This window comes from Senegalia sp. (in: firmicutes), from assembly GCF_052088025.1.
Classification (GTDB): domain Bacteria; phylum Bacillota; class Clostridia; order Tissierellales; family SIT17; genus Anaeromonas.
Map to the genome: position 1 here is coordinate 12,876 of NZ_JBQCYD010000024.1, position 21,276 is coordinate 34,151.

At 30.5% G+C, this 21,276-nt stretch carries 24 protein-coding genes; 1 reads left to right on the forward strand and 23 read right to left on the reverse strand.

Going from position 1 to position 21,276, the window contains the following annotated elements; genetic code table 11:
• Positions 1 to 4 precede the first annotated feature (4 nt).
• From ACTHUW_RS07990 to ACTHUW_RS08050, 13 genes are all read right to left on the reverse strand, one after another.
• Positions 5 to 742, reverse strand: coding sequence for a cobalamin adenosyltransferase (locus ACTHUW_RS07990; RefSeq protein WP_442212931.1), 738 nt, complete (start codon positions 740 to 742; stop codon positions 5 to 7).
• A gap of 72 nt (positions 743 to 814) precedes the next feature.
• Positions 815 to 1,099: a BMC domain-containing protein gene (locus ACTHUW_RS07995; RefSeq protein ID WP_442196716.1), complete on the reverse strand. Its 285-nt coding sequence runs from the start codon at positions 1,097 to 1,099 to the stop codon at positions 815 to 817.
• A gap of 22 nt (positions 1,100 to 1,121) precedes the next feature.
• Positions 1,122 to 2,609, reverse strand: coding sequence for an acetaldehyde dehydrogenase (acetylating) (locus tag ACTHUW_RS08000; protein WP_442212933.1), 1,488 nt, complete (start codon positions 2,607 to 2,609; stop codon positions 1,122 to 1,124).
• Entirely contained in the window at positions 2,610 to 3,278 is a 669-nt protein-coding gene (locus ACTHUW_RS08005; protein WP_442212935.1) for a BMC domain-containing protein, read from the reverse strand.
• Between the two features lie 20 nt (positions 3,279 to 3,298).
• Entirely contained in the window at positions 3,299 to 3,952 is a 654-nt protein-coding gene (gene eutL / locus ACTHUW_RS08010) for an ethanolamine utilization microcompartment protein EutL (RefSeq protein WP_442196719.1), read from the reverse strand.
• Between the two features lie 15 nt (positions 3,953 to 3,967).
• Positions 3,968 to 4,849 (reverse strand): ethanolamine ammonia-lyase subunit EutC, encoded by an 882-nt coding sequence (gene eutC, locus ACTHUW_RS08015; protein ID WP_442196720.1) that lies wholly within the window; start codon positions 4,847 to 4,849, stop codon positions 3,968 to 3,970.
• A 37-nt stretch (positions 4,850 to 4,886) separates the two neighbouring features.
• Positions 4,887 to 6,251, reverse strand: coding sequence for an ethanolamine ammonia-lyase subunit EutB (locus ACTHUW_RS08020; RefSeq protein ID WP_442210427.1), 1,365 nt, complete (start codon positions 6,249 to 6,251; stop codon positions 4,887 to 4,889).
• A gap of 25 nt (positions 6,252 to 6,276) precedes the next feature.
• Positions 6,277 to 7,719, reverse strand: coding sequence for an ethanolamine ammonia-lyase reactivating factor EutA (eutA, locus tag ACTHUW_RS08025; RefSeq protein ID WP_442212937.1), 1,443 nt, complete (start codon positions 7,717 to 7,719; stop codon positions 6,277 to 6,279).
• 101 nt (positions 7,720 to 7,820) lie between these two features.
• Positions 7,821 to 9,233, reverse strand: a complete 1,413-nt coding sequence (locus tag ACTHUW_RS08030) for a sensor histidine kinase (protein ID WP_442199150.1) — start codon at positions 9,231 to 9,233, stop codon at positions 7,821 to 7,823.
• A gap of 15 nt (positions 9,234 to 9,248) precedes the next feature.
• Positions 9,249 to 9,821: an ANTAR domain-containing response regulator gene (locus ACTHUW_RS08035; RefSeq protein WP_442196723.1), complete on the reverse strand. Its 573-nt coding sequence runs from the start codon at positions 9,819 to 9,821 to the stop codon at positions 9,249 to 9,251.
• Positions 9,822 to 9,850: 29 nt separating this feature from the next.
• Positions 9,851 to 10,276, reverse strand: a complete 426-nt coding sequence (locus ACTHUW_RS08040) for a EutP/PduV family microcompartment system protein (RefSeq protein WP_442196724.1) — start codon at positions 10,274 to 10,276, stop codon at positions 9,851 to 9,853.
• Between the two features lie 10 nt (positions 10,277 to 10,286).
• Positions 10,287 to 10,637 carry a BMC domain-containing protein gene (locus ACTHUW_RS08045; RefSeq protein WP_442196725.1) on the reverse strand — a complete coding sequence of 117 codons (351 nt, stop codon included), beginning with the start codon at positions 10,635 to 10,637 and terminating at the stop codon, positions 10,287 to 10,289.
• Between the two features lie 193 nt (positions 10,638 to 10,830).
• Positions 10,831 to 11,961: a 1-propanol dehydrogenase PduQ gene (locus ACTHUW_RS08050; RefSeq protein ID WP_442196726.1), complete on the reverse strand. Its 1,131-nt coding sequence runs from the start codon at positions 11,959 to 11,961 to the stop codon at positions 10,831 to 10,833.
• 168 nt (positions 11,962 to 12,129) lie between these two features.
• Here ACTHUW_RS08050 and ACTHUW_RS08055 point away from each other — a divergent pair, with 168 nt between their 5' ends.
• Positions 12,130 to 13,779 (forward strand): putative manganese-dependent inorganic diphosphatase, encoded by a 1,650-nt coding sequence (locus ACTHUW_RS08055; protein WP_442212939.1) that lies wholly within the window; start codon positions 12,130 to 12,132, stop codon positions 13,777 to 13,779.
• Between the two features lie 26 nt (positions 13,780 to 13,805).
• On the opposite strand, the gene ACTHUW_RS08060 is transcribed toward ACTHUW_RS08055, so the two are convergent.
• The 10 genes from ACTHUW_RS08060 to ACTHUW_RS08105 all read right to left on the reverse strand — a co-directional run.
• Positions 13,806 to 14,024, reverse strand: coding sequence for a YdbC family protein (locus ACTHUW_RS08060; protein WP_442196729.1), 219 nt, complete (start codon positions 14,022 to 14,024; stop codon positions 13,806 to 13,808).
• An 11-nt stretch (positions 14,025 to 14,035) separates the two neighbouring features.
• Positions 14,036 to 15,184 (reverse strand): Card1-like endonuclease domain-containing protein, encoded by a 1,149-nt coding sequence (locus ACTHUW_RS08065; protein WP_442212941.1) that lies wholly within the window; start codon positions 15,182 to 15,184, stop codon positions 14,036 to 14,038.
• The gene (locus tag ACTHUW_RS08070; protein WP_442210432.1) at positions 15,184 to 15,648 is read right to left on the reverse strand and encodes a VanZ family protein; all 465 of its coding nucleotides are present in this window, start codon (positions 15,646 to 15,648) and stop codon (positions 15,184 to 15,186) included. Before ACTHUW_RS08070 ends, ACTHUW_RS08065 begins: the two co-directional genes overlap by 1 nt.
• Positions 15,649 to 15,722: 74 nt before the next feature.
• On the reverse strand, positions 15,723 to 16,400 hold the full coding sequence (locus ACTHUW_RS08075; RefSeq protein ID WP_442212943.1) for a rhomboid family intramembrane serine protease: 678 nt from the start codon (positions 16,398 to 16,400) through the stop codon (positions 15,723 to 15,725).
• A 101-nt stretch (positions 16,401 to 16,501) separates the two neighbouring features.
• On the reverse strand, positions 16,502 to 17,176 hold the full coding sequence (locus ACTHUW_RS08080) for a PepSY domain-containing protein (RefSeq protein WP_442212945.1): 675 nt from the start codon (positions 17,174 to 17,176) through the stop codon (positions 16,502 to 16,504).
• Between the two features lie 148 nt (positions 17,177 to 17,324).
• Complete coding sequence (locus ACTHUW_RS08085) at positions 17,325 to 18,671, reverse strand: PD-(D/E)XK nuclease family protein (protein ID WP_442199147.1); 1,347 nt, start codon at positions 18,669 to 18,671, stop codon at positions 17,325 to 17,327.
• Between the two features lie 21 nt (positions 18,672 to 18,692).
• Complete coding sequence (locus ACTHUW_RS08090; protein ID WP_442196735.1) at positions 18,693 to 19,358, reverse strand: hypothetical protein; 666 nt, start codon at positions 19,356 to 19,358, stop codon at positions 18,693 to 18,695.
• Between the two features lie 18 nt (positions 19,359 to 19,376).
• Positions 19,377 to 19,697, reverse strand: coding sequence for a hypothetical protein (locus ACTHUW_RS08095; protein ID WP_442196736.1), 321 nt, complete (start codon positions 19,695 to 19,697; stop codon positions 19,377 to 19,379).
• A 72-nt stretch (positions 19,698 to 19,769) separates the two neighbouring features.
• On the reverse strand, positions 19,770 to 20,870 hold the full coding sequence (locus ACTHUW_RS08100) for a helix-turn-helix transcriptional regulator (RefSeq protein ID WP_442212948.1): 1,101 nt from the start codon (positions 20,868 to 20,870) through the stop codon (positions 19,770 to 19,772).
• An 82-nt stretch (positions 20,871 to 20,952) separates the two neighbouring features.
• A partial coding sequence (locus ACTHUW_RS08105; protein WP_442212950.1) for a hypothetical protein occupies positions 20,953 to 21,276 on the reverse strand: 324 nt, incomplete at its 5' end.

Below are 21,276 nucleotides of genomic sequence, written 5' to 3' on the forward strand. Positions count from 1 at the left end.
CCTATTAATTATAATATCCAGATAAATATCTACACATCATTACATATACTGAACTGCTTAATCTATTTAAAGCCTTGGTAATATCATCTCTCTTTAGAGAAATAGAAACAATTTCAACTTCACGGATATTACTTCTGATTGAATTTAGTCCTATGAGTATTTCACCCATTTTATAATTTGGTAAAATATGATCTATTCCTAAATGTACTTTTGGATTATGAGATATTTCTCTAATTTCTTCTTCTTTCATACCAAAAAAGCTAATATTTTCTATTTTTTCATCTATAACTTCACATTTTAATATGTTTCTAATAAAGTTTAATATTTCTTCTAAATCATCTACTACTTTATTGTTTTTATCCTTATATGATAAGACTTGAATTTCAAGTATTTTTGATTGTAAACTATCAAGCTTTCCTCTAAATATGATGCTTTCATGATCTTTAAATACTAATTCATTACCATATAATTGAGTCATATTTTCTGGTTTTTCTTCTAAATATCCACCTGTATATTTACATCTATATTTGGGTTTGAATTTTTCTTCTTTTAGTTCCTTGCCTTCATTTTCCTTGTTTTCATCTTTTAATTCTTCTTGTGATTTAAATATTAATTCAATTTTTTTGGAATTTAAAAATTCTTTTGCTGAAGGAGTAATTATTGTATCGGATTTGACAATTAAACTCTCCATTTTCTTTTGATTGTACTCTGCCCTAAGTTGAGCCTCAGTCAAAACTTTCATATCTATCACTTCCTCTTTTGAAGGAATATGTCTGACCTTTTAAAAGGTCAGACTATGCCTTTATAATACTAATTAACCTTCCATTTTTGGTAATATAATCTCAACTTCATTATGTGGTCTTGGTATTACGTGTACAGAAACTAATTCTCCTACTCTTTCTGCTGCAGCTGCTCCTGCATCTGTTGCTGCTTTAACTGCTCCAACATCACCTCTAACCATTACTGTTACAAGTCCTCCACCTACATGTTCCTTACCTATAAGTGTAACATTTGCTGCCTTTACCATTGCATCTGCTGCCTCTACTGAACCTACTAATCCTTTTGTTTCTATCATTCCTAATGCATTTTGAGTTGCCATTTAAAATTCCTCCTTTTAGTTTTTACTTAATATTTTTTAGTTGTTCCATTACTAATTTAGTTATTTTTTCAATATCTAAATCTTTATTTGAATCATCTTCTATTTTGCAAGTATTATTTGAACTTGACTGCCCAAATTCTTCATTTAAATCCTCTACATCTTTCACACCATATGCAAGTCTCTTTATATCTATTAAGTTTAGGGGACCTACATTATCTGCTGTAGCACTTCCTCCTACAGCTCCACAACCAAGTGTAAGTGCTGGTACTAAATTAGTAGTAGCTCCTATTGCACCTTGTGCTGATGGTGTATTTACTAGTATTCTAGATGTAGGCTTTTTAAGTGCAAATTCTCTAATTACATCTTCATCCTTAGAGTGAATTACTAGTGTATGTCCTAGACCACCATAATTTAATAATTCAATACACTTATCACATCCACTCATCCAGTCTTCTTCAGAGTAAAATGCAAGTACTGTTGATAATTTTTCTCTTGAGAATGGATATTCTATTCCAACACCTGTTTCTTCTGCAATTAAAACTCTAGTACCATCTGGAACCTTTATACCAGCCATTGTAGCTATATCTTTTGCAGATTTCCCTGCTACTTTTCCATTAAAACTTCCATTTGGCTTTTGAATAGTAGCTCCTACTTTTTCTTTTTCTACACTATTTAGGAAATATGCGCCTTGTTTTAACAGGGACTTTTTAACTTGATTTTTAATTATATTTTCTGTAACTATAGCTTGTTCTGATGCACATATTGTACCATTATCAAATGTCTTACTATCTAATATTCTCTTCACTGCTAAATCTATATCAGCAGTTCTTTCAATAAATGCCGGAACATTTCCAGGCCCTACTCCAAGTGCTGGATTTCCAGAACTATATGCTGCCTTTACCATTGCAGATCCACCTGTTGCAAGTATTAAATCTACATCCTTATGCTTCATTAAAGCACTTGTCCCATCCATGTGTGGAATCGTAGTACAATTTAAAATATTTTTTGGAGCTCCTAATTCTTCTGCCTTTTTTTGCATGATATCTACTACTTCTTTTATGCTGTTTAAAGCTGAAGGATGGGGACTAAATACTATTGAATTTCCAGATTTTACAGCTATAAGTGATTTGTAAATAGCTGTTGAAGTTGGGTTAGTAGAAGGTACAAGCCCTGCTATTACACCCACTGGTGTTGCTATTTCTACTACCTTTCTTTCCTTATCTTCATTTATAATCCCTATAGTCTTCATGTCTTTTATATATTCATAAACAGATTTACTAGCAACTTTATTTTTTACAATCTTATCTTCATATACACCAAAGCCTGTTTCTTCAGCTGCCATCTTTGCTAGCCTATCTGACTCTTTATATGCTTCATCAGCCATGGCCTTAACTATTTCATTTATTTCCTTTTGACTTTTAAGTTTCAATTCTTTTTGAGCATTTTTAGCTTTTTCAACTAAATCTCTAACTTCTTGAATAGAACTTAAGTCTCTATCTTTTATACTCACCTACTTCACCCTTTCATAAAAAGTTAATATAGCATTTATTAACTCACCTTTTTTGGAATACTTAATTTGACTTCTCTCTATTGGCAAGTATTCACTAAATTTATCATCTAACTCTCTTGCTATAGCCCTTAATTTAACCGTCTTTATTTGTCTAAGTTCTTCTGGAGTGTTGATATTTACAGTTAATTTTGGCTTTTCTTTATTTTTTGTTTGATCTATTTCTTCTTGCTCTTGATCTTCTTTTTCATCTTGTTTTTTGGTGTCTGTTTCTTCTTCTATTTTTTCTTCTTTTTCAATAACTTGATCAGTTTCAGATTCATCCTCTGAAGCTTCTTCATCTTCTATCTCTTCTTCTTTTTTTTCTTCTTTTTCTTCTTCAGGATTATCAGGATTTTTAATTTTTGGTAGCAATTTTTCTATCCCCTCACCTGCTCTTGGTATTACATGAGAAGATACAAGGCTTCCAAATTTTTTAACTGCTGATTCAGCTGCATCTATAGAAGCCTTTACTGCTCCTATATCACCTGTGATATGAATTGTTACAAGTCCACCTCTTACACGTTCCAAACCTAGCAATTTTACATTAGCAGACTTCACACATACATCAGCTGCCTCTACAGCTCCTATATATCCATATGTTTCTATCATTCCAAGTGCTTCATTTGCCATTATAATCACCACAGCTTAAATTAATATTTTTTTGGATTATCAGCAACATCATGTACAGCAGCTTCAAAAGCATCACATGCTGCTTGACATGCTGATTGACTACCCGTCAATAATCCTCCACCAAAGTTTGTTTCAGTTGGTGGGCCAAAAAATTCTACCATCTTAACATCTGCAGCCTTTAGAGCAGCATCCATAGCATACATAGCTTCTATAGGTGGTGCTATAAGATAAGCTAATGCTTCTCCTTCTTTAATACCACACATATCAGATAGATATGAACCTGTTCTTGAAACATTATGAGCAAAATATATTATAGTATCATCTTCATTAGCACTATAAAAACATGCATCATTTTCTATAAAATCAATTGCAGCATCTAGTCCACTTCTTACTTCTGCTGGAGTAGGTCCTGCAATAATTCCTATGAACTCTCCTGCAAGCTTTGTATTTGCATTGTCTGCTCCACCATAAAATGATTTTGCATATACTACATCTACTTCTGCCATTTTAGTTGCATCATCTATTGCAGTATATCCTACATCATCTGAATCTGTTGTAATTAAGCCTATACTCTTGTGTTCAGGTTTTAATTCTAAGGATTTTGCAAGTTCACTATCTACATTTGGAATTATCTTAACACTTAGTACATTTGCACAAATTGGATCATTCTTCATCTATAATCCCTCCATTTATAATTCTAAGTCTAAACCACTAGTTTTTTGTTCTATCATTTCATTTATAATATGAGCTATATGAGCTCCTGCTTCAACTGCTGCTGTACCATCCTTGTGGATATTTGATACAACATTTCTTCTTGCTTCAGGCATTCCAACTGTTCCCTTATATGCAATATATGCACTCATACTTTCTCCAGTTGCAAGCCCAGGTCTTTCTCCTACTAGTAGACAAGTTACATCTGCTCCTATAACTTCTGAAACAACATCCATTGAAGGAACTCTTCCAAATTTAATGAAGAAAGGCGTACCAACTTCAAGTCCATATCCTTCAAGACCTTGTTTTAATGTAGGTAGTATATCTCTAATATTTGCTTCAATAGCTGTCGAACTTAGGCCATCTGCTACTATTATTTGAACTTGAGGATTCATCTTGCAATTTTCTTTCATCTTGTTTTTTTCTTCATCTTCAAATTGTCTACCCAAATCTGGTCTAGTTATATATTCATCTTTGTCACTACACTTTGTCTTTACTGTAAATAAATCCATATCCTCTATCAAATCTTCATCTACACTTGTAAATACTGCATCCATAGCAACAGCATGATCTGCTCTAAATCTTAAAAGTGTACTTGTTTTAAGTCTTGGACCTGCTCTCCAAACACCCACTCTTGCTGCTGTGTTTTGCTTTAATTCCAGGTATTCTTCCTTATTTTCAGGATTTGGAACTAATAGTTGCTCCCTTAAATTAACTTCTGTTATATCTGGTAATTCACCATCTTCAATATTTGTCTTTGACTCAGAATTTAAAGATTTTTTATCACTTTTATTAGATTGCCCACCTAACTCAGTTAAAACTTGTTCTACTATTTTCTTCAATTCTTTTTCAGATACCATTAAATTCACCTCTCCATTTTAAATATTTATTCCTTTATTATTTTAAAAACATTGATGCATCTCCAGCTTTTGAAGTTAATCTACCATTTTCTGTTATGCCCATCTTTTCTAACCATCCATCAAACTCTTTTATAGGTCTTAAATTCATCAATTCTCTTAAAGCAGCTATATCATGATATCCAGCTGATTGGTAGTTAAGCATTACATCATCACCTACTGGTGTACCTATTATATAGTTACATCCTGCATTGTGAAGTAAGATAGAGAGATTTTCCATATCATTTTGATCTGCCTTCATATGGTTTGTATAGCAAACGTCAACTCCCATTGATATTCCACTAAGTTTACCCATAAAATGATCTTCAAGTCCTGCTCTTATAACTTGTTTACTATCATATAAATATTCTGGTCCTATAAAGCCAACAACTGTATTTACTATGAATGGATCATATTTCTTAGCAAATCCATAACATCTAGCTTCAAGTGTCAATTGATCTACTCCATGATGAGCATCTGATGACAATTCAGAACCTTGTCCAGTTTCAAAATACATTACATTAGGTCCTGCTGAAGTACCTTGCTTTAATACTAGATCTCTTGCATCACTTAATAGTTTTGCATCTACTCCAAATGCTTCATTACCCTTTTGTGATCCTGCTATACTTTGGAAAATCATATCTGCAGGTGCACCTTTTTCTATTGCCTTCATTTGAGTAGTAACATGAGCAAGTAGACTGGTTTGAGAAGGTATTTCCCATTTATTTTTTAAATCTTCGAATGCATTTAATACTTCAGTAACCTTGCTTACACTATCATTTACTGGGTTTAAACCTATTACAGCATCCCCAATACCATAAGATAATCCTTCCATAGCTGAAATTAATATTCCTTCTAAATTATCAGTTGGATGATTTGGTTGTAGTCTTGCTGAAGCAGTTCCACGCTCTCCTATAGTAGTGTTACAAGTAGCTGTTATATTTATCTTGTTTGCAGCATACATAAGGTCTAGATTTGACATTAGCTTAGTTACAGCTGCAATCATCTCACTTGTAAGTCCTCTACTGATTCTTTTAATATCACGCTCTGTAGTCTTGTGACTTAATAGCCATTCTCTAAATTCTGCTACAGTCCAATTAGCAATTTCTGAGTAAATTCTTTCATTTACTGAATCTTGAATAACTCTTGTTACTTCATCTTTATCATAATCTATAACTGGATTATTCCTTAAATCCTTAAGCAACATCTGACTTAATACTTCCTTTGCTGCTATTCTTTCTGTAGTTGATTCTGCTGCAAGTCCTGCTAAGTTATCTCCTGATTTTTCCTCATTAGCCTTAGCTAGTACTTCTTTTACTGAATTAAATTGATAAGATATTCCAAATAATTTAGTTTTTAATATCATATGTTTTCACCTCTTAGTTTTATATTTAATATCCAAATGCCAATGTCTTGATTACAACAGGAACTACTTTTCCATTTGCTAAAGGCTTTCCTATGTCAATAAAATCACCATTTTGGACTCTTACACTATCAATACATACTATGTCTTTTTTATAATCTAGAAATCTATGAATAGTTTGTCCAAGCGCCTTTGCTATGTCATTTTCTACAATTACAATGAGTGGTTGATCTGATTCTATGATTTCCTTCATGCCTCTTATAATACTTTTTGCCAAAAGTTCTAATTCCTTAAAACTTATATTCTTCACCCCCTTAAGCGCTAATGCTATCAATTGGTTTTCTTCTTCTAGATTAAACCAATCTAGCTTTTCATTCATTACTTCACTTAAGTCCTCATAATCTAGTTCTTCATCGCTTTGTGAAAGCTTTAAAATTGGTATGTTCTTAAAGGGAAATATGTCTTTAGTAAAGGTTATAGTACTTCCACTTATGTCAGTAGTATGGGTTCCAGCACCAACAACTGTTGCCCTTATAGTTTCTGATGGCTCATATATGTTAAAATCATCAAATAACATGCTATTTTTTATACTTTTTCCAAGTAAAACTCCTATATCACCATATTTATAAAGTTCTGCTATATCATCATCATTATATATACAATCTGCTACACCACCAGAAAAAGAAATATATTCTATTTCATATTCTCTTTTTAAATCTTTGGTAGTTAACAACAAATCTAAATCCTTACTGCTTTTACTTAGTCCTATACCTAAAACTTCTTCAAGTACTTCAGCCATTTTATTTGTTATAAGATTTAATTCATGTTCATTTAGTGAATTACCTATCTTTAAATCCATATCCATACTTTTGGCCAATCTTTGTATCTTTTCAGATACATATTCTATTTTTTTAGTCTTAGGATTTATCTTTATAAGCCTTCCACCAATATCAAGGCATGTTGTATCAATTATTTCTCCCTTATGAAATACTGAAATATTAGTAGTACCTCCGCCAATATCAAGATTTGCAACTACAGCTTTTTTTTCTTTTGATAATATATCAACTCCTGCACCCTTACCAGCTATGATAGATTCTAAATCAGGTCCTGCAGTAGCAACTACAAAATCACCTGCTAGTCCACTTAGTTTTTCTAGGACTATACTAGCGTTTTCCTTTCTTGCAGTTTCACCAGTAATTATTACAGCTCCTGTATCTACATCCTTTGGCTTTATATTAGCTTTTTCATATTCACCTTCTATGATTCTCTTTACTTCTTCACCATCAATTTCAGTCAATGATTTTAAGGGTGTATAATATATTTCACTTTTATATATGACCTTTTTATCTACTATATTTACCTTTGGTATAGCAAAGGAAGAAGCTGTATTTTCTATAAATAAATTACTGAAAACTAGTTGTGTAGTTGAGGTTCCTATATCTATTCCTACACTGAGTATTTCTTCCATCAATTGAATTTCCTCCCCTCAAATTAGCACAAGGGGCCTAAAGCTTATATGATTCATATAAGCTTTAGGCCCCTTTGCCTTTTTAAAACACTCCATTGTGTTTACTATTCATTTTTAAAATCAAAAAACACCTTTGTTCCACTTGAAGTAGAATCCATATTTAAATGGCCTTGTAATTTATCTTCTACAATACTTTTAACTATGTCTAGTCCTAGACTTTCTTTTTTGATTTTATCTATATCAAAACCACTACCATTGTCAATTATAGAAACACTAGAATATAATATTCCCTTTTGTACTGATATTCTTATATACCCTTCATTTTTGTTTTTAAAAGCATGAGATAAAGAATTTTGTAACAATTCATTTACAACCAAGGCTATAGATGTAGCCTTGTCTGAACTAATAGTTATAGCATCTCCACTTACACTCACACTTACCTTTTTCATAAAGGGCACACCAAATTTTAATGTGCTATTTTTAATCTTTTCAATTATGGTTTTAAGATCTATTTCATCTATACCACTTTGAGCTAATATCTCATGAGTAACAGCAATGCTTAACATTCTATTTATGCTGTCAGTAAAAGCTTTTTTTGTAGACTTATCATCTACCCTTCTAGATTGAAGACTTAAAAGGCTTGCTATTGTCTGCAAGTTGTTTTTTACCCTATGATGAATTTCTCTCATTGCTACAGATTTTAAAATTAATTCCTTTTCCTTTTCCCTAACTTCAGTTATATCTTTTATTAGCATGGTAATGCCTATGATTTTATTCTCAGATTGAAGTAGGGCGTATTTTACTTGTAGTACAAGCTTACCTACATTAACTTCTGAACTTATCAAATTAGGTTCATTTATAACTTCTATTATAGAATTTTCATCTAAAGACAAGTTGTTAAATTCCATTCCTCTTATATCATCTTTATATCCTAATTTCTGATAAAGTTCTATTGCAACAGGATTAGCATAAGTAGCTATTCCTTTCTTATTGAAAATGATTATTGCATCATTTACATGATAGGTTAATGCATGTCTACCATCTTTGATATTTAATAGTGTTTCTGTAAGCTGTTCAGTAGTTTCTGTTAGAACTTCCACTTTGTTTATTGCACTTATATCACGGGTTATATCTTTTTCCATGATGAGGACACCTATGACTTCCCTTTTATTGTTGTGGATTGGCACCACATTTTGCCTGACATTTTTATTTTCTTGTGTTAGGGCTTTTAAATCCCTTGTAGGCATCCCTGTTTCTAAGGTTCTAAGTGCTGCTGGTTCATTTTTTCTAAAGGCTAATTCTCCAACAACCGAGTATTCATACATTGATTCATGTGTGCTGGGTTTTGATTCTGCTACTACTATAGCAACATCTGGATCATGAGTTATACAATCAATAAATATATCTGATCTTACTAAATCTGATATTAAAGGTAAGGCATTTGCTATATCTTCAATTTTTTCTATGTCAGAATCAGAGAGTTTGGTGTGTTCTTTGCATAATTTTTTAATGATAATATCATCTCCCTTATCTTATATATTACTCATTATTATAGCAGATGCAATATCTCTCATAGGACAACGCTTATCCATGCTCAATTTTTTTATTCTCTTATATGCATCATCTTCACTCATATTATCATTTTCCATGAGTATTCCCTTAGCCTTTTCAATGATTTTTCTTGACTCAAGTTTATCTTTTACAGTTACAATTTCTTCCTTCATTTCTTCAATCTCCCTACCCTTAGCTATGGCAACTTCTATTGCAGGTATGAGACTGGGCTTGTTTATAGGTTTTACAATGTATCCCATAACTCCAACCTCTTTAGCTTGTTCAATAAATTCTGCACCACTATATGCAGTTAAAAGTATAATACTCTTTGCAGTATTCTCATTAAATATAACTCTTGAAGCTTTTATTCCATCTAATATAGGCATTTTAACATCCATGAGTACCAAATCAGGTTTTTTCTTCCTACAAATCTCAACAGCATCAAAACCATCAGAAGCTTCTCCTACAACATTGTAGCCTTCTTCTTCTAAAAATTCTCTAAGGTCCATTCTAGTAATAGGTTCATCATCGGCTATTACTATATTATATTTCATCAATTTATGCCTCCTTGATAGGTCTTATATTAATCATTTAAATACTTTTGTATCTCACAAATTCCTATATTTTCCTTTGAACTTGTCTTAAAGATTTCACCTGCACCTGCAAGCTTAAGACAATTTATAGATTCATCTATAAAAATTTCTTCCTTATCAGTCTTTGTTATTATCCCTATAACAGGTTTGGTAAATATAGAGCTGAAATTAGGTGGAAATACACATCTTTTATTGCTTGAATCTTGAATCAAAGCAACCACATCACAGTCATAAGATGCTACAGTAAGAGCATTGTAATATCTTCTGTTTTCCAAATATTCACCTGGAGTATCGATTATATTATCATAATATTCCATAGCTTGAGTCTTTTTATACTTCATATTTAATTTTTTTAAAGCTTGAATTAAAGTGGTCTTACCACTACCTATTGAACCAATAAATATAATTTTTTTCATTTTAACCTCTTTATGATCTCGTAATCTGAGTTGGAGTAAATAAGAGTTTATTACTCAGTAAATTTAATATCTCTTTTAAAGATGCTTCTACACTGGAAACATCACCTGTGATTACTAGAGAACCACTAAATCTATCAATAAAACCTATCTCCACATCCCCAGCCTTTGTTGCAACATCAGCTGCTATTATAGCTGCCTCACTAGGAGTTATAGTTAGTATTCCTATAGCATTACTATATTCTTCATTTAATCCTAATTTCATATATATACTTTTTTCAGGATTTGCAATAAGATGTGCAAGAGTTACTTGTTTTCCTGGAACAAATTCTTGAACTATTCTTTGTTTATTATCTATATCCATAATCATCATCCTTAATCAATCAAAATTAGTCTTAAAAAACATAAAAGCCCTACCCCAAAACACAGTTGACCGTTTTAGTGTAAGCTTCTTCGCTTCTTATTGCACACCATTGTACAATATATTCATTTTCTTAATTATAACATATGAATTAATTTAATTCAATATAGTTATTTGAATCTTTTATTTTTTCAATTTATTTACTATTATATATTTTTTTATAAATTTCTATCAGATTATCTCTTGAAGGTTTTACTGGATTATTGCTAGTACATATATCAACCATAGCAAGGTCTACCATTTCATCAATACAAGCATAAAATTCTTCTTTTTTAATTCCCATCTCTTCTATAGAAGAAGGAATCTCTAGATTTTCATTTAATATTTCTATAGCCTTTATCAAAGCCCTTATGCTAGTCTTTTCATCTTCAATATCTATACCAATACTATTTGCTATATAAGCATATCTTTTGGAAGCTTCCTCATCTTTTGAATTAAAATCTATTACATGTGGAAGTAATATAGCATTTGCTCTTCCATGGGGAATATGAAATTTAGCTCCTAGTGCATGTGCCAAACTGTGATTTATCCCTAAAGATGAATTATTAAATGCAACTCCAGCCATAGTTGAAGCATTGTGTAGCTTTTCTCTTGCAATTTCATCATTACCATTCTTATATGCCCTAATCAAATAATTAAAAACCAATTTAATAGCACCTTCTGCTAGAGTATCTGAAAAATCACTTGCCTTTTGTGATACTATTGCCTCTACTGAATGAGTAAGAATATCTATTCCTGTATCAGCTGTTACTTTTTTTGGTACTGTCATTGTGAAATTTGAATCTACTATAGCTAAATCTGGCATCATTCTTTTATCATCAAAAGCTATCTTAGTGCTTTTCTTTGTATCTGTTATAACTGAGTATGAAGTAACCTCTGAGCCTGTACCACTAGTTGTGGGAATTGAAACAAAATATGGCTTTAGAACATCCTTGTTTTTATCCATATTCATATAAAAATACATCATAGCTTTAGCAGTATCAATAGAAGAACCACCGCCTAAGGCAATTATACAATCAGGAACATTTTTAATCATCATATCTAAACCTTTAATCACAACTTCTACTGTAGGATCTGGTATTACACCAGTAAAGATACTATATTTGACTCCCTTTAAATCCAGAATGTTTGTGATTTTATTTGCTATTTTTGATTCTACAATAAATTCTTCTGTTACTATTAATACATTCCTAAAATCTTTTTCTATTAAGCAACCAATAGAACCTCTCCCATAAAATATTTGAGGTCCCACCTCAAATCTATTCACCTAATCTCCTCCTATTCTTATTGTATTTTGATATTAAAATAAATTATACTACAGAAAATCCTGTATTACAAATTATAAATATCATATACCCCTTTTAAAATGAATCTAACTTTATGATATAATCAAGCTAATACAAACAAAATATTTTAAGGAAAGAAGGTGGATTAAATGAAAGAAACCATATATATAACAGGTCATAAAAATCCTGATTCAGATTCTATTTGTTCAGCACTTAGCTATGCAGAGTTTAAAAATGGCAGTGGTCATATAAATGCTATACCTGTAAGGCTTGGTAAAATCAACAGGGAAACTAAATTTATATTAGACTATTTTGAAGTAGAGGCACCTAAGATGCTAGAAACCATAAGACTTAGTGTAGAAGATCTAGATTTTGATAAAATAGCACCAATAACTCCAGATATATCCTTTAGAATGGCTCTAGAAATCATGAAAAAGAATAATCTAAATAGTATACCTGTTGTAGGTGATAAGGAAGAATTACTTGGAATTGTTACAATATCAGATATCATACAATCATATATTGATGTTTGGGATAATACCATACTTGGTAAATCTAATACACCTATAGATAATATTATAGACACACTTTCAGCAGAAGCTATTCATATTCCAGAAAATATAAAGGAATTTAAAGGTAAACTTTTAGTGCTTGCCATGGAACCTGCTACAGTAAAAGAATATATAGATACAGATGATATAGTAATATGTGGAAATAGAAAGGACATTCAAAATAGTGCAATAAAAAAAGATATTTCCCTTATGATTGTAACAGGAAATTTACAAATAGAAAGTGACATAATAACTCGCGCAAAGGAAAATAATATAGCTATAATAAAAACACCACATGATACATTTACAACATCAAGACTCATCCCTCAATCAATACCAGTAAATCACGTAATGACAAAGAAAAATTTAGTTGTATTTGATTTGGATGATTTAGTAGATGACGTACGAAGCAAGATGAGTCAAACAAGATATAGGTCTTATCCTGTAATAAACAATACCAATCAAGTTGTAGGACTTATTTCAAGATATCATCTAATATCAAGTAAAAAGAAGAAAATAATCCTTGTAGACCATAACGAGAGAAGTCAGTCAATAGATGGGCTTGAAGAAGCAGAAATACTTGAAATAATAGATCACCACAGGGTAGCAGATGTATTTACAGGCACACCAATATATTTTAGAAATGAGCCAGTTGGAAGCACGGCAACAGTAATTGCATCAATATTCTTTGAAAATGGAAGAAGACCTTCAAAGAAAACAGCAGGCTTACTTGCAGCTGCAATAATATCAGACACCTTACTATTTAGATCACCTACTGCAACAAGTACAGATAAGGTAATGCTTAAAAGACTTGAAAAAATAGCTGATTTAGATGTAGATCAATTTGCCATGGATATGTTTAAAGAAGGTACATCCCTTACTGGCAAAACCCCTACAGAATTAATAAGCGAAGACTTCAAAATCTTTACAATAGACGAAGATAAAATAGGTATAGCACAAGTATATACAATGGATCCAGAAAGTTTAAAGGATATGAAAAGTGATTTACTTTCACTTATGAAAGATAGAATAAGAAATGAAGGATATTCTACCTTTATTGTAATGCTTACAGATATATTTAAACAGGCTTCAGAAATGATAGTAGTTGGGGAAAACAAAGACTTAATTGCAAAATCATTTGGCAAAACTATAGAAAACAATTCTTTTTACGCTAAAGGCGTTCTATCAAGAAAAAAACAAGTTGTACCACCTATCATGAATGCAATAACTAACATAGAAGAATTATAAAAGCATGGACAAATTTGTCCATGCTTTTATAAATCCATATCATTTAACAGGTCTCTCAAATTTTTAAGTTCTTCCTTTGTAAGAGTTATACCCTTTCCCATCTTCTCATCATCAGGAGCCCAATCTCTTAGATCATATTTAGCATCACGTGCATTCCAAGAGATTAAATTTAATTTCTTAAACCAGCCTGATTTTGATTCTGAAATTTTTCCTATTTCTTTTATTATCTCATAATTTATTGCCATAATTTCACCCCTTATTTTTTAAAAATAATATTTTCCAAATCTTTTTTAAATTGTTTTTCATCACCATTATATACTATAATATTTATACCCATTTCCTTAGACCTATTTATTACATTTTCCTTTTCTGGATAATATGTGCTAACTAAAACATCAATACTTTTGCCCTTAGCAATTCTTTCACTATATACCTTAAGCTCATTTAATGCCTCCTGATCATAACCCTTGCTATCTTTACAAGATATGCAAATAAGTGAAGAATCAGTTGATGCTAATATATCAAGTTCATTTTTAACATTGTCAACATCCTTATCCCAAAGAAAAACTACACCACTTTTTAAATCATCTATATTATCTATATTTTTAAGCACAATATAGGTCACAAACTCCAGCCAATGACCTGATACAAGTATCAGACTCTTTGCAAATTCATTTTTTATATCTACCCTTAACTTCCTTTTTTTATAATTATATTCTACATATTTCATATTAGCAAGCATCTTGAAAAATTCTAAGATTTCATCTATATTTTTAGCACTTAAACCATTTAAATCAATGAATAGGCGATTGTAGATATAATCATGAAATTTAAGTTTCTTTCTATCCTTAAATATAGTTTTTATATTTTTCCATTTGATATGATTATTTGTTATGTAATCATAAATTTCTAAAGTATGAGGATCATCTTCTGGAGTATTATCCCAGAGGATTTTCCCTCCTGATATAGATATGAAGTCATCTACATTCATTTCATATAGCTCCATATTCACCTTTTCTATCTCACCCTTTTTATATATGATTATTTCAGAATGAGCTACTTCTAGGTAAAAATAATCTATATCCATTTGAGCTGCATAGTTATGTATATATAAATTTACTAGGGCATTTGCACCTGTAGTGTTTATTATAAGATCTTCATCCTTGTACTGCTTTAAAAGATTTTCAATTGTTTTTTCTAGAGGCCTTTTTATAGTCTTTTCTATGATTTTTATAGTAGCAAAGTGCTTCCTATAATAACCTTTTATATCAGATGCATATTCCATGTTTTCAGTAGTTCCATCATGCACAAGCACTATTTCCCGAGGCATAAATGCTCTTGTAGCTAATATATTAAAATCATTATGTTCTCCTATTATATTTATGAGTGTATTATATTTTTTCATCAAATTCTCCTTTTAAATAACAGTTTTAAGCTCACCATATATACAAGTAAACCAGTCATAGCTCCACTTGTATCAATAAATACATCCTTAATAGCAGGCCCACGCCCCGGCACAAATGATTGATGAAACTCATCACTTGCTGCATATATTATTGATATTACAAGTGCTATCATAATAGATTTGTGTCCATAAACTTGACTTCTTCTAAGTGCATTTAATGTGAGTGTTGCAAGTATAAAATAAGCAGTAAAATGAGCTGATTTCCTTATAATAAAATGAAATTCATCTATATTAAAATCCAAACCTTTAAATATAGTGTTTATTATATGTAAAACAAAGTCACTTATACCTGAACTTAGATTACTAGATTCTCCTGAAGGCTGAGCAGAGAGATAAAATATAATCCCCATCCATATAAAAACCGCTAACCATGATATCTTCTTTTTATTTTCTTCTTTTATCATAATACAAATCCTTTTATAATTAATTTTACTTAATTATATTATTTAATCCTTTTTAAAGCAAATAAAATCCTCTATTAAAAAATACTCCTTCTATTGGTATAATTTCTCCTCAGAAATATCTTATGTAAAAATACTCCACCTAAAAATCCAAATATATGAGCCCACCATGCAATATTTTGGCTTAAACTCCCTGCAAGTCCTGAACTTATGCCAGATGAAACTTGAGTTAAAAACCATATTATAAGGAATATCTGAGCTGGTATTGGAAAGAAAAATGGAAAAAATGGGATTATAGTAAGCACTCTAGAGTTTTTAAACATCAGAAAATATGCCCCCATTACTCCAGCTATAGCACCAGATGCACCTATTACAGGAACATATGATGAAAGGTCCGATAACATATGAAAGGTTGTAGCAATTACTCCTGTCAGTAAATAAAACAAAGTAAATCTAATAGGTCCCATCCTATCTTCAACATTATCACCAAATATCCATAGTGACCACATATTTCCAAGTAGATGGATTAAACTGCCGTGGATAAATATGTTTGTAAAAAGCGGAATATATGCAAATGGATTAAATAGATTATCTATAAACCTTACTGGTATAAAGCCATAATTAAAAATCATCTCAGCTACAATTTCTCTTGGCATCATGGATTGATATGCAAACACAAATATATTTATAGCAATTATTATAAAGGTTACAATTGGTGTATTTCTACTTCTAACTGTATCTCTTAAAGGAATCATGCTAGCCCCCACTTTCTATGTATTAAATCATTATAGTATATATTATACCCATTAAAAATGGATGATACCCTAAGGCAATCATCCATTCTTAATAATTTAATCTAATCATCTTTTTCTATTAATTCTTCACTTTCTAAATCATAAGTGTATTCAATATCATTATTATTCTTTTCAATCTCTACTTCAAAAATCAATTTATTGTCATCATATTCTAAAGACCACTCTTTGATATTTGATCCCTCGCCTGATTCTTTCATAGCCTTATCTAAAAGTAAATCTATTTTAGCTATATGATCCTTTGTGATTTCACCATTATCGTCATCATCTAAATCAATTAGATCTTCATCATCACTTACTATATCTCCAGTAACTGGATTTACCTTCACCTCATAATCATTGTCACTATCATATCCTTCTATCTTATAATAATAGTCATTTAGATTTTTATCTAATTGCATTTCTGTAATCTTTGAATCAGCATGAGACTCAATGAACTTATCAACAGCTTCTTGTGGGGATAATGTTATGTCTTCATATTTCATTTGATCTGTATTTACATCTCCCTCATCAAGAGGACTCTCATTTGCCTTTTCATCTGCTTCTTGATCTTCAGTTGCATCTACATCTTCTTCTTCATCAAGAGCACTTTCATTTGCTTTTTCATCTACATTTGGATCCATCTCAGTAGTATCATCTGTAGGAGTTTCTACATCATTACATGCTGCAAGTGATAATATAAGTATCAAAAATAATGGTAATAACCATTTCTTCTTCATGAAATTCACCTCCTCTTTTCATCTTCATATAAGATTTATACCCAAGGATGTGATATTTAATTATATTATTTCTTCATATCTCAACTTACTATCAACTTATAGCATAGTCCTTTTTTCTGGTCATAAAAAATTTCAGTTTCCATATTTTTTATAATTGATGTCTCTTATTAGATAACTCAGCAAGGGCTGGAATTAGATAATCTTCCATAAATTGATCTAAGCTTAACACGTTTCCATCTTTATCATGTATCTTGTCTTCTAGGATTAAGTTGTCTTTAAGTTCAAAACTCCTTGGTTTTAGTTTTTTTGAAATAATTTTACTGCCATCTTTAGGATTTTTTAAGAGTTGAACACCATCATTGGGGAATTTACCTTTAGTATCTCCAGATAGATATATCCTATCTTTTCCATCATCAGTATACATATTTATACCCTGGCCTTTGCCCTTGGTTAGTTCCATTTTGACAAATTGAATTCCATAAGAATTAAGTAGGTTAGGCTTTAATATAGTTTTAGTTTCCTTTACTTGATACTCTTTTGGTGGAACCACTTCTAGAATCTTGTTTCCAGACAGATAATTATATATCTTTCTTATAAGTATTTTTACTTCATCATTAGGACTATGGTCTTGCACATAAAGATGATCCTCGACCAAAAATATAAGTTCTTTTATATTTAAGTCTCCTTCCTTATTAAACTTCATTAGTGCATCCATATGTTTTGAATTTGTATCCTCACGAATCTCTTTTGCTAATGAAAATGTAAGTTCCTTTTCTTCTAATGTAAGTTTTTTGCTGATATAAGAATTATCTTTTTTATAGACATCTAAGGTTCTTTGTAATTCATCTCTGAAGTCCATGATTATTTTTTGTGTATCTTTCAAATAAGGGCTATTGGATTTAACAATGTAATTATTATTAAGCTCATTTATTAAATCGATTAACTCCTGATAACCAAGAGCTTGCCATTTTTCATTTGTGGGTGCTTCTTTTAAAGGTGTTAAGAATATATAGTAAGCTTTAAGTTCTTCTCTTTTTGATAATTTTTCAACTATTGATTCATATTTGTCTAATTGAGATATTCCCCCTCTAGTTTGTCCTTCCTTAGCATGCTGCTTAAGTTCTATCGCCAAGCACATTCTTTGAGACAAGTCTTTATAGAAGATATCTATATCCTTATACTCCGCAATAGTTTTTATTTCCTTATTTTTATGTAGACAATACTCATAATCTTCACCTAATAAATTCATAAGTTTATAGGCAAAAGCATTACCTAAGTCATGATTTTCATTGGGATCCATCATCCATCTAATCATTTTTGACATCCTAGTTTCATGAGCTGATCTGTACTTTGAACTCTCATATCTGCCATACTCTATGATTGTCCAAAAATTTGGCCTTACCTTAAGTTCAAGATAATTTTTCACCCAGTTCAATCCACTAAATTCCTTTAATTTCTCCAAGTAGTTTTCATAATCCTTTAATGTATAATTCATATAAACACCCTTTCTTTTATTTTATATAACTCCTGTACCCCATCCAACTGATATATTAAAAGATGATAAGAAAGATTCTAACTCCTTTTCAGCATCAATTTTTTCAAAAACCATTTTTATAGACTTTGCCTCTGCATTTTCTAATCTTTCATCTTCTTTTTCAAGGATCTTTACTGGGATTACTTTAGTTAATATCAACTTAGCATATATATAAATCATTTTTCCCATCTTACTTTCATTATTATCTGATTTATTTAAGCAATCTTCTAGAAGATTGAATGTTGTTTCAGCAGTATGAGAAAAATCTTCCCTGGTAAATTCAGCTGAAAAGGAAAAATTAAATTCCTCTTTCATGATTTCAGCAATTTCATTCACAGACATTCTAGCCTTAATTTTTTCTGCTATCCTTCTTGATTCAGGATCATATTCATTTGGCACATCCGGAAGAACAAAGTATGGATCAAAAGAATCTATAGCTTTCTTTACAAGAGTAAATGTCAAATCTTCTTCTATATATTCAATATTATATTCATCAACTTCAAATGTGGATAAATAACTATCATTCTTTTTATCCATTCCTATCATTTCATCTATCATTTTACTTGCTTCTAATTCAGGATCCACTCCTTCTTTTATAGTTATAGGGATTACTTTTTCTAATTCCAAGATTACTCTTAGATCTCTCATCTATTATTCCTCCATTTTCTATAAGATGATTTCTTGAATTTTTTCATCAATAAGAGAGTAATATTCATCAATGAATCCTATCCTCTGATAAATCTCTTTATACCAAGACTCATATTCATCTACAGCCTCTTGATTATTAATCACCTTATTGTCTGTTGTCAAAAACCCATGAGGAAATGTCATTAACAATTTAACGATTTCTAGCTTTGTCCTATATTCCATTTCAGTAGCTAAGGCAATTTTCACTTGATCAACAGTCGCATCTTCCATAAGGTACATTCCTATTTTTGGTGAATATACATTCAATTTCCCCTTATTTGACTCTAATCTATAATCCAATTGAATCTCCCCTTTCTTATGATTGAATTATATCATAGCCAATGTTCGTTTTATGGTACATATTCTATCATTTTACTCAATATCATAATTTTTTATTGCATTTTTAAGGTCTTCTTTTATCTCATTAACTAAGTTTTTAGGTGATAGCACTCTCACATACAAGGCATATCGTAAAGCCCACCTTCTCATTGCCATCCTATTACTTTTAACACGTACAATTATTTGATCATCCTTTTTTGCCTGTACATTTATATCTTCAAGTTTAAACCAATCAATAAATTCATTTAAAAATTCTTTTTTTAGGCTTAACTTAACATATTCAGATCCTCCTCCAAACATGTAAATATTCTCTTGCATATAATCATTTAGGTTGAAGTTTTCTCCTAGACCCTCAACTTCTTTTTTAAGCTTTCTTCTTTTATTTGTTATTTTAATATTTATAATTCTATCGACCCTAAAAATAGAAACATCATCAAAGGAATCATTATTACAAATTAAATAATATCGCCCATTTGATGCCACCATATAGTAAGGATTGATAGTATATTTTCTTTCCTCTCTTTGAGAGTCCTTTCTAGTTTCTAAGGATATTTTATTTCCTACAAGATTATAAGTAAGATAGTTGAAAGAAATTTTTTTAGATTCATTAATTGCCTTATCTAGTTCTCTTATATTATCAAATAATGTTTTATCTTTTAATTTCTTACCCTTATTATTGCTATTAGACATAGAATAGATATTACCCATTTTTGAGTTAAAATGTTTGCTAGATAATCCTTCTAGTTTTTCAATTAAATTTCTTTTTTCTTCAATAGGAATTTGTTTTGAAAATAAAATACTGTCTATAATTAAAAGTAACTCTGGATGGAAAAGTTTATGTTGGTAATAAATATTAGTGATTCTTCTTTTTACTTCATCAATAACTTCTATATTATTATCATAATAATTATCTTCAGCAGCGAGCCTAATAACTCTATCACCTAATTCATAATAGTCTATCATTCTTTCAAGATTGCTCTGAATTGTTTGTCTTCGAATCTTTGTATAGCCATACTTTTTTTCTAATATTTCTATAATGTTTTGCTGAGTTAAAGGATGATTTTTATCTGAGTATCTTTTTAAAACATCTAATAAATCTAATATTAAAATTCTTGATTCGTTAATTTTAATCACGTCCTTTTTTATCTACTAAAATGATCTGAATTTTTTATTTATATCTATTATCTCATAATAACTCTTTTCTTTTCAGAACAGATCATATAAGCCCCTCATACCTAAGTTTCACATCTACTTCTATTTTTCTCTCATAAATAGCATTGTAAATACAGGTCTTTAAATACATAATAGTATTTTTTATCTTTGTTATCCTGCTTATCTTTTTAAACTTACCCACTGCATGTTCTACTGTAAATTGGTTTATCTTTTCTATATCTTTTTTAAAAATAGATCTTGGTATGAAATTACCACCTATACTTATCTTATCTTTATTTATACCATCAAGTACAAGGAGTCTTATAGCTTGTCTTACTGCATCCTTATATGAATCATCTATATGATCAATATATGCGTTTTTTAGTAT

Coding starts and splice junctions, on each gene's coding strand:
- ACTHUW_RS07990 (WP_442212931.1), bottom strand. CDS start 742: ATGAAAGTTTTGACTGAGGCTCAACTTAGGGCAGAGTACAATCAAAAG.
- ACTHUW_RS07995 (WP_442196716.1), bottom strand. CDS start 1,099: ATGGCAACTCAAAATGCATTAGGAATGATAGAAACAAAAGGATTAGTA.
- ACTHUW_RS08005 (WP_442212935.1), bottom strand. CDS start 3,278: ATGGCAAATGAAGCACTTGGAATGATAGAAACATATGGATATATAGGA.
- eutL (WP_442196719.1), bottom strand. CDS start 3,952: ATGAAGAATGATCCAATTTGTGCAAATGTACTAAGTGTTAAGATAATT.
- eutC (WP_442196720.1), bottom strand. CDS start 4,849: ATGGTATCTGAAAAAGAATTGAAGAAAATAGTAGAACAAGTTTTAACT.
- ACTHUW_RS08020 (WP_442210427.1), bottom strand. CDS start 6,251: ATGATATTAAAAACTAAATTATTTGGAATATCTTATCAATTTAATTCA.
- ACTHUW_RS08035 (WP_442196723.1), bottom strand. CDS start 9,821: ATGAAATATAATATAGTAATAGCCGATGATGAACCTATTACTAGAATG.
- ACTHUW_RS08040 (WP_442196724.1), bottom strand. CDS start 10,276: ATGAAAAAAATTATATTTATTGGTTCAATAGGTAGTGGTAAGACCACT.
- ACTHUW_RS08045 (WP_442196725.1), bottom strand. CDS start 10,637: ATGGATATAGATAATAAACAAAGAATAGTTCAAGAATTTGTTCCAGGA.
- ACTHUW_RS08055 (WP_442212939.1), top strand. CDS start 12,130: ATGAAAGAAACCATATATATAACAGGTCATAAAAATCCTGATTCAGAT.
- ACTHUW_RS08060 (WP_442196729.1), bottom strand. CDS start 14,024: ATGGCAATAAATTATGAGATAATAAAAGAAATAGGAAAAATTTCAGAA.
- ACTHUW_RS08065 (WP_442212941.1), bottom strand. CDS start 15,184: ATGAAAAAATATAATACACTCATAAATATAATAGGAGAACATAATGAT.
- ACTHUW_RS08070 (WP_442210432.1), bottom strand. CDS start 15,648: ATGATAAAAGAAGAAAATAAAAAGAAGATATCATGGTTAGCGGTTTTT.
- ACTHUW_RS08075 (WP_442212943.1), bottom strand. CDS start 16,400: ATGATTCCTTTAAGAGATACAGTTAGAAGTAGAAATACACCAATTGTA.
- ACTHUW_RS08080 (WP_442212945.1), bottom strand. CDS start 17,176: ATGAAGAAGAAATGGTTATTACCATTATTTTTGATACTTATATTATCA.
- ACTHUW_RS08085 (WP_442199147.1), bottom strand. CDS start 18,671: ATGAATTATACATTAAAGGATTATGAAAACTACTTGGAGAAATTAAAG.
- ACTHUW_RS08090 (WP_442196735.1), bottom strand. CDS start 19,358: ATGAGAGATCTAAGAGTAATCTTGGAATTAGAAAAAGTAATCCCTATA.